Source organism: Azospirillum sp. RU38E, from assembly GCF_900188385.1.
Lineage (GTDB): Bacteria > Pseudomonadota > Alphaproteobacteria > Azospirillales > Azospirillaceae > Niveispirillum.
In genome coordinates this window covers 14928-21783 of the sequence record NZ_FZOI01000016.1, presented here as the reverse complement: position 1 = coordinate 21783, position 6856 = coordinate 14928, and the positions used below count along the sequence as shown (strand labels likewise).

Here is a 6856-nt window from a genome sequence, read left to right as displayed (position 1 = left end):
GGCCTCTGCTTGCGTCATGATGGCGAAAGCTTGATGTTGAACAGAATTGTTTTACCAGGATCAGTAAAATGTACTCCGAAATCATCCATGGCGAACTTGTGATCGTCGAGCTGACCGGCCGGATCGACAGCAACAATTATCTGGAGGTCGAGCGGTTCCTGGTGGAAAGGGCGCAGCGCGCTTCTGGACGCCTGCTGATCGATTTTCAGCAGGTGGGCTATATCAGCAGCGCCGGACTGCGGGCGCTGCTGAAATGTGCCAAGCTGTCAAAGGCGGCACAGGGCCGCCTTGTCCTGTCTTCCATGAATGAGAATGTGTTCCAGATATTCGATTTGAGTGGCTTCACCAAGCTGTTCCAGATCGCGCAGGACCGCGCAAGCGGGGTTGGCCTGCTGAGCTGATACCAACCCGCCGAAAGGTTGACCTTTAGGCGGGTTGGAGGCCGGCGACCGCCGGCCCGCCGCTTGGTAGCGGCGTAAGCCAATGGCGCGGATGCGCCCGCCCGTCGCATGAGGGAACACGAAATCTCCCTGGATCGGTCACGATCAAGGGAGATTGGTATGAGAAGGATAGGCGGTGTCCTGTTCATGTCGATTGGAGGGAAGGCGTGGCGGAAATCGTCCTGGTTCTGGACAGTCGGTTGCAGGAGATCGCCCCGCTGGCCGATCGGGTCGATGAGTTCTGTGGCAGCTATGACTTGCCGCCGCAATTCGCCTTCCAGTTCAATATCTGCTTAGAAGAGGTTCTGACCAACATCATCCAGCATGGGCTGGGCGGGCGGGCAGGCCGTGCCATCACCGTGCGTGTGGCACTGGAGGGACCGTTAGTGACGGCGGAAGTGGTGGACGACGCGCCCGCCTTCGATCCGTTGGCGTTTGAGGAACCGGATATCGACGCGGAACTGGATGAGCGGGAGATCGGCGGGTTGGGCGTTCATCTGCTTCGAGGCATGATGGATGAGGTGTCCTATGCCCGTATCTCGGGTCATAACCGTCTGCGTTTTTCCAAAAGGTTGCCTGACTGACCGCTTTCGTGCTGCTGGTCCTGCTGTTGCAAGACCTGTGGTGAGCGCGGTTCCGTCGGGAACTGGCCAGGACGCTGCTGCTTGCGCTACTGGACGGCTTGCCGCGGCTTTGGCCCCGTCACTGTACCGTTTGAAACCCATATCCCACTTATACCAATCCGCCGAGGGTTTGACCCTTGGCGGATTGGAGGCTGGCGACCGTCGGCCCGCCGCACATGCGGCACAAACCAAGCTGCCGGATGGCAGCGCCCGGCGACTGAGGGAACCTGAAATCTCCCTGGATCGGTCACGATCAAGGGAGATTGGTATCAGTTCTTCGGGGCTGTATGATCGGTGAAGTTCTTCCAATCCTTGGTGACGAACTTCTCATCAATCAGGGTGCGCTGGAAGCAGCGACCGCCCTTGAACCAGTGCCAGGTGCGGGACCGAAACTGACCGCAGTCGGAAAGCTGGATCATTTCATAGAGATAGAGATCAGGTTCGCCTTTGCGCGTCCAGTTAAGGCAGGTGGAACGGTTGAAATCATCCGGCTTCATGGCGGCGGCCCAGCCGGTGATCAGGTCATTGTCCCACCAGATGCGACCATCGGCATAATCGGCGGGAAAATCGCGCACTTCCGTGCGGCCATCTTCCCAGAAATAATAGTTGGTCTGATGATAGGGGCTGGGGCCATCTTCCGTGAAGCGGCACAACAGGCGGGAGCGATGCTGGTCGATCAGCTGACCGGTTTCAGCCGAATAATAGCGATACCAGCCTTCCCACACGCCCTCGTTACGGGCCAGCAACGGCATGTCGCGGCGCAGGGCTTCGATATTATTGCTCATCACCAATGATCCTTCGTGAAAACAAAGAGCGATGGTTTACACCCAGCTGCGATGAGGTGAACGCATCGCAGCTGGGTACGGCGGCGACCGCCGCCGCGCGGCCCATGCCGCGTGAAGCCAGGCCAACGGATGTTGGCGCCGGCGGTTAAGTATCAGGACCTGAGGGCGATCAGGGGCGCAGGTCGACCACGACCTTGCCCATGGATCGCCCGGACAACAGACGCTCCACGGCGTCCGGTACCTGATGCAGGCCCTGGAACCGAACAGCGTCGAACGTGACCTTGATCTTGTCTTCATCCAGCAGGGAAAACACGGTTTCCCGCGCCTGTGGCCACAGGTCGGTCAGCAGACCATTCATAAACCCACGTATTGAGGCGCCCTTGTAGTAGATCTTGTGGGCGATACGGGGGGCGGTGATGATTTCCGGACGGCCATCCAGATCCTGGGCGGCACCCGCCACGACCAGCCGACCATGCCGCGCAAGGTTATCGACAAAGGCATCGAAGATCGGGCCGCTGACTGTATCAATGGCCACATTCAGCGCGGCAGGATATTCCGCCGCCAGTACGGTGGCCACATCCTCCGCCTTATAATCAATCACCCGGTCGGCACCCAGACCGCGCACGAAATCCACCTTCTGCGCACCACCGCAGACGGCCACCACATGGGCGCCACGCTGCTTGGCCAACTGCACCATCAGATGGCCAAGCCCGCCAGCGGCGGCAGAAATAGCCACCGTTTCCCCAGGCCGCAGGGCACCGGTATGGTCCAGCGCCAGCAGGGCGGAAACCCCGGTGGAGGCCAGCGCCAGATAATCCGGGCTGGCCGACGGCACACGGATGAAATGCGCCGCCGGGGCGGTGGCTGTTTCCCGATAGCCCCAGGTGAAACGGACGGTGACGGCGGCATCCCCCAGCTTGAAATCCGTCACGCCATCCCCCACCGCTTCCACCACACCGATGGATTCCACCCCTGTATAGGTGGGCAGGCGGACGGGAACATAGCTGACGGCGTTGCGGGCGATCTGCGTATCGAAAATGCCGTTGACGCCGCACCAATGGTTGCGCACGCGAATTTCGCCAGGGCCCGGATCGGTCAGCGGTTCGGCGACAAGATCAACTGCCTCACGAAAGCTTGGTGCGAAACGGGATTGGCGCAGAACCTGACTGGTGGCAGCCATCTGGGTCAGCCCTTCCGGTTGTCCAAACCCAGACAGCCGGGATTGATCGCCCCCTTGGGATCCAGCACCTGCTTGATGGCATTCAGCAATTCCCAACTGGCCGGGTCGCGGCTTTCCTTATAGGGATAGGCGCGGCCGATCTGGAAATGGCCGCAACCGAAACGCTGCAAGATGGCGATGACGCGCTTGCGGGTGGCAGTGGCAAAGGCCTTCGCCTCCGCATTGGCTGGCTGCACGGGCAGACGGGCGGCATGGGCTGGTTCCATGGCCACATCATGGACCGGGTACTTCTCATCCGGCCAATAAAGCACCGGTTCCAGGATCAGCGCATTGGTCGACATGCTGCTGAACAGGTAACCGGTGCTGACACCGAACCGTTCAAACTCTGGCGCCAGTTCGGCAAACAATTCCTCAAGGGCCGTGAACAGGGCCGGGGCCTGGGAGAGCGACACCTGACCATGGATGGGAATCCAGCGCTCCCCGCCCGGCCCCAGCACGCTGTTCAGCGGCGGGAAGGGCATGGCGCGGATCACCTTGGCGATGGTGTTTTCAATCTCCGTCCCGCCATGGTCGGCGGCCAGCTGGCGGGCGGTCGCCATGTCATGCGCCACGGCGGCGGCACAGCGGCCCTCGGCGATGATGTGCAGCGGGTAGCTCTCCAGGTCCACGAAGTTGCGGCCGGCCTTGGCCACCTTCACCGCTTCCCACAGGCCGCGCGCCAGCGATTTCTGCCGCGTCACCACGGCCCCCAGTGCCTTCACATCACCGGACATGGAGGCGCGCTGCATCCGCACCTTGGTCAGGCCGGGGTCGAAGGCGCACATCTCGGCGGCGATCCCGGCCCGCGCCATGGCGGCCATGGCGCGCATCAAGTCTTCACCGGTGTCGAAGGCAAAGGAAGCGTAATCTTCCGCCGCCGGGGCCTGGATCAGCCGCAAAGTGATATGGGCCTTGATGCCAAAGACACCGCAATCACCGGCAAACAGCCCGGCCAGATCGGGCCCGAAATGGCGATAGAAGGGGGTTTCGCCATCGGCACCCCGGGCGCCGGTGCGCAGCACCCGGCCATCGGCCAGCACCACACTCATCGCCACCACGCTTTCGCTCGAGGTGCCGTAATGACCGGCCCCCAGCATAGCGTTCAATTGGGAAATCCCTCCACCGATGGTGGATGCCAGACCGGACATCGGCCCCCAGAAAGGCGCGCGCAATCCCAGCGGCGCCAGGGCATTGTTCAGGTCCACCCAGGTGCAGCCGGCTTCCACCGTCACCACCATATCCTCGGCCCGGATATCCAGCACGCGGTTCATCCGCTGCATATCCAGGGAGACGGTGCCGGCAACGCTGGGGATATAGCCGCTGGTGTAGCTCATGCCAGCCCCACGGGGGGCCACGGCCACGCCCGCTTCATGCAGGGCCGCCATCAGGCGGGAGAGCTGGTCCAGATTGTCCGGGGCGACGACCAGGGAAACCGGCTCCTTCGCCTCGCTCCAGATATCGCCGCTATGAAGGCGGCGGGTGGCCGCATCATCATGGACATGCGCCTCCCCGACAATGCTGGCCAAAACCTGTTTCAGCGCCGGCACCGTTCCGGCCATTCCCACGTCAGGCATGATGAACCCTGCTCCGAATCTGGATTTATTCCTTGCTGAACAAAACTATCCCCCGTCAGTCTTTTCGGCACGCCCAGTGGAGCGATTTATCCGCAAGGTGGTCACTATGTGCGGTAGGCGTGGCAGTCCTTGGGGGCCCCATGGTCTGGTCAGGCCATCATGACAGACAATGGCGCAGGACAGGGACGGGCGATGGCGACGACCCTTTACGATAAATTATGGGCCGCCCATGTGGTGGCGGAAGAGGGCAATGGCGTCTGCCTGCTCTATATCGACCGGCAGATGCTGCATGAGGTGAGCAGCCCGCAGGCGTTTGAAGGCCTGCGGGCCAAGGGCTTGCGTCCGCGCAACCCCACCTATCATCTGGCTGTCGCCGACCATTCTGTGCCCACCCGCCACCGTGATCGCCCGATTGCCGATCCGCAGGCCCGCGCCCAGGTGGCCTTGCTGGAGGCCAATGCGCGGGAATTCGGCATTGAGCTGCTGACCCTGGGCGACCCGCGCCAGGGTATTGTACATGTCACCGGGCCGGAACAGGGTTTCACCTTGCCAGGCCTGACGCTGGTGTGTGGCGACAGCCACACGGCCACCCATGGCGCCTTCGGGGCGCTGGCCTTCGGCATCGGGTCGGGTGAATGCGAAAGCGTGCTGGCCACCCAGACCCTGCGGATGCCCAAAGCCAAGACATTGCGGGTCAATGTCACCGGCGATCTGCCGCCGGGGGTAGGGGCCAAGGATATCATCCTGGCCGTGGTGGGCAAGCTGGGTAGCAATGGCGCCATCGGCCATGCCATTGAATATGCAGGCCCCGCCATCCGCGCCCTTTCCATGGAAGGCCGGATGACGCTCTGCAATATGAGCATTGAGGCCGGTTCCCGTACCGGCCTTGTCGCCCCGGACGAAACCACCTTCGCCTGGCTGAAGGGCCGGCCCAAGGCGCCGAAAGGGGCCGATTGGGATGCGGCGGTCGCCTATTGGCGTACCCTGCCGACCGATGAAGGGGCTGTGTTCGACCGGGAAATCACCATCGATGCCACCCGGCTGGTGCCGCAGGTCAGCTGGGGCACCAGCCCGGATCAGGTGGCGGATGTCACAGGTCTGGTGCCTAATCCGGCCAGCCTGGCGGATGCCGAACAGGCGGCCAAGACGGCCAAGGCGCTGGCCTATATGGGGTTGGTACCGGGTCAGGCGCTGCGCGATGTGACCATTGATCATGTGTTCATCGGTTCCTGTACCAACGGTCGGATTGAAGATTTGCGCATGGCCGCCCGGGTGCTGACCGGCCGCAAGGTGGCGGCCGGGGTAACGGCGTTGGTGGTGCCGGGATCGGGTGCGGTGAAGGCCCAGGCCGAACAGGAAGGTCTGGACCGGGTGTTCCTGGATGCTGGTTTTGAGTGGCGGGAGCCCGGCTGCTCGCTCTGCGTGGCCATGAATGATGACCGGCTGCCGCCGGGGGCGCGCTGCGCTTCCACCTCCAACCGGAATTTCGAAGGGCGGCAGGGCCAGGGTGCCCGCACCCATCTGATGGGGCCGGCCATGGCGGCGGCGTCTGCCATCGCCGGCCATATTGCCGACCCGCGTGATTATCTGGAGGCGGTGTAAGCCCATGGAACCCTTTATCCGCCTGTCCGCCGTCGCCGCCCCGCTCAACGAGGCGGATATCGACACCGATATCATCTATCCCGCCCGTTTCCTGACCATCACGGCCAAGAAGGGGCTGGGCCGCTATGCCTTCCATGACCGCCGGTTCGACGGGCAGGGGCAGGAACTGCCGGAATTCGTGCTGAACCGCGAACCCTGGCGGCAGGCCGCCATCCTGGTGGCCGGGGCCAATTTCGGCTGCGGGTCATCGCGTGAACAGGCTCCCTGGGCACTGCTGGATCAGGGGATCCGCTGCATCATCGCGCCTAGCTTCGGGGACATCTTCCGGGGCAATTGCTATCGCAACGGCATGTTGCCCGTGGTGGTGGATGAAGCCACCCATGCCGCCCTGCTGGCCGATGCCGAAGCAGGTCTGGAACTGCATGTCGATCTGGAAGCCGGCTTCATCACCCGGCCCGATGGGGCGACCGTCGCCATCAGCATTGATCCGCAGAAACGCGATGCGCTGCTGAATGGCTGGGACGAGGTGATGACCATCCTGAACCAGCGCGGCGATACCATCGCCCAGTATGAAACCCAGCGCCGTCAGCGCTTTCCCTGGCTTGGTTGAGAT

At 62.7% G+C, this 6856-nt stretch carries 7 protein-coding genes; 4 read left to right on the top strand and 3 right to left on the bottom strand.

The window, feature by feature from the left end; all coding sequences use genetic code 11:
* The first annotated feature begins 68 nt into the window (after positions 1-68).
* Both CHB97_RS20445 and CHB97_RS20440 read left to right on the top strand, forming a co-directional pair.
* The gene (locus CHB97_RS20445) at positions 69-401 is read left to right on the top strand and encodes an STAS domain-containing protein (protein WP_089289865.1); all 333 of its coding nucleotides are present in this window, start codon (positions 69-71) and stop codon (positions 399-401) included.
* A 206-nt stretch (positions 402-607) separates the two neighbouring features.
* Entirely contained in the window at positions 608-1024 is a 417-nt protein-coding gene (locus CHB97_RS20440; RefSeq protein WP_160106085.1) for an ATP-binding protein, read from the top strand.
* Between the two features lie 308 nt (positions 1025-1332).
* Here CHB97_RS20440 and CHB97_RS20435 read toward each other — a convergent pair whose 3' ends face one another.
* The 3 genes from CHB97_RS20435 to CHB97_RS20425 all read right to left on the bottom strand — a co-directional run bounded on the left by CHB97_RS20435 (position 1333) and on the right by CHB97_RS20425 (position 4641).
* Positions 1333-1848 (bottom strand): DUF3598 domain-containing protein, encoded by a 516-nt coding sequence (locus CHB97_RS20435; RefSeq protein ID WP_089289863.1) that lies wholly within the window; start codon positions 1846-1848, stop codon positions 1333-1335.
* A gap of 169 nt (positions 1849-2017) precedes the next feature.
* Positions 2018-3028, bottom strand: coding sequence for a zinc-binding dehydrogenase (locus CHB97_RS20430; protein WP_089289862.1), 1011 nt, complete (start codon positions 3026-3028; stop codon positions 2018-2020).
* Between the two features lie 5 nt (positions 3029-3033).
* Positions 3034-4641 (bottom strand): FAD-binding oxidoreductase, encoded by a 1608-nt coding sequence (locus CHB97_RS20425; protein WP_089289861.1) that lies wholly within the window; start codon positions 4639-4641, stop codon positions 3034-3036.
* 192 nt (positions 4642-4833) lie between these two features.
* On the opposite strand from CHB97_RS20425, the gene leuC reads away from it, so the two are divergent.
* Positions 4834-6243 (top strand): 3-isopropylmalate dehydratase large subunit, encoded by a 1410-nt coding sequence (gene leuC / locus CHB97_RS20420; protein ID WP_089289860.1) that lies wholly within the window; start codon positions 4834-4836, stop codon positions 6241-6243.
* Between the two features lie 4 nt (positions 6244-6247).
* Positions 6248-6853 (top strand): 3-isopropylmalate dehydratase small subunit, encoded by a 606-nt coding sequence (gene leuD, locus CHB97_RS20415; protein ID WP_089289859.1) that lies wholly within the window; start codon positions 6248-6250, stop codon positions 6851-6853.
* Positions 6854-6856 lie beyond the last annotated feature (3 nt).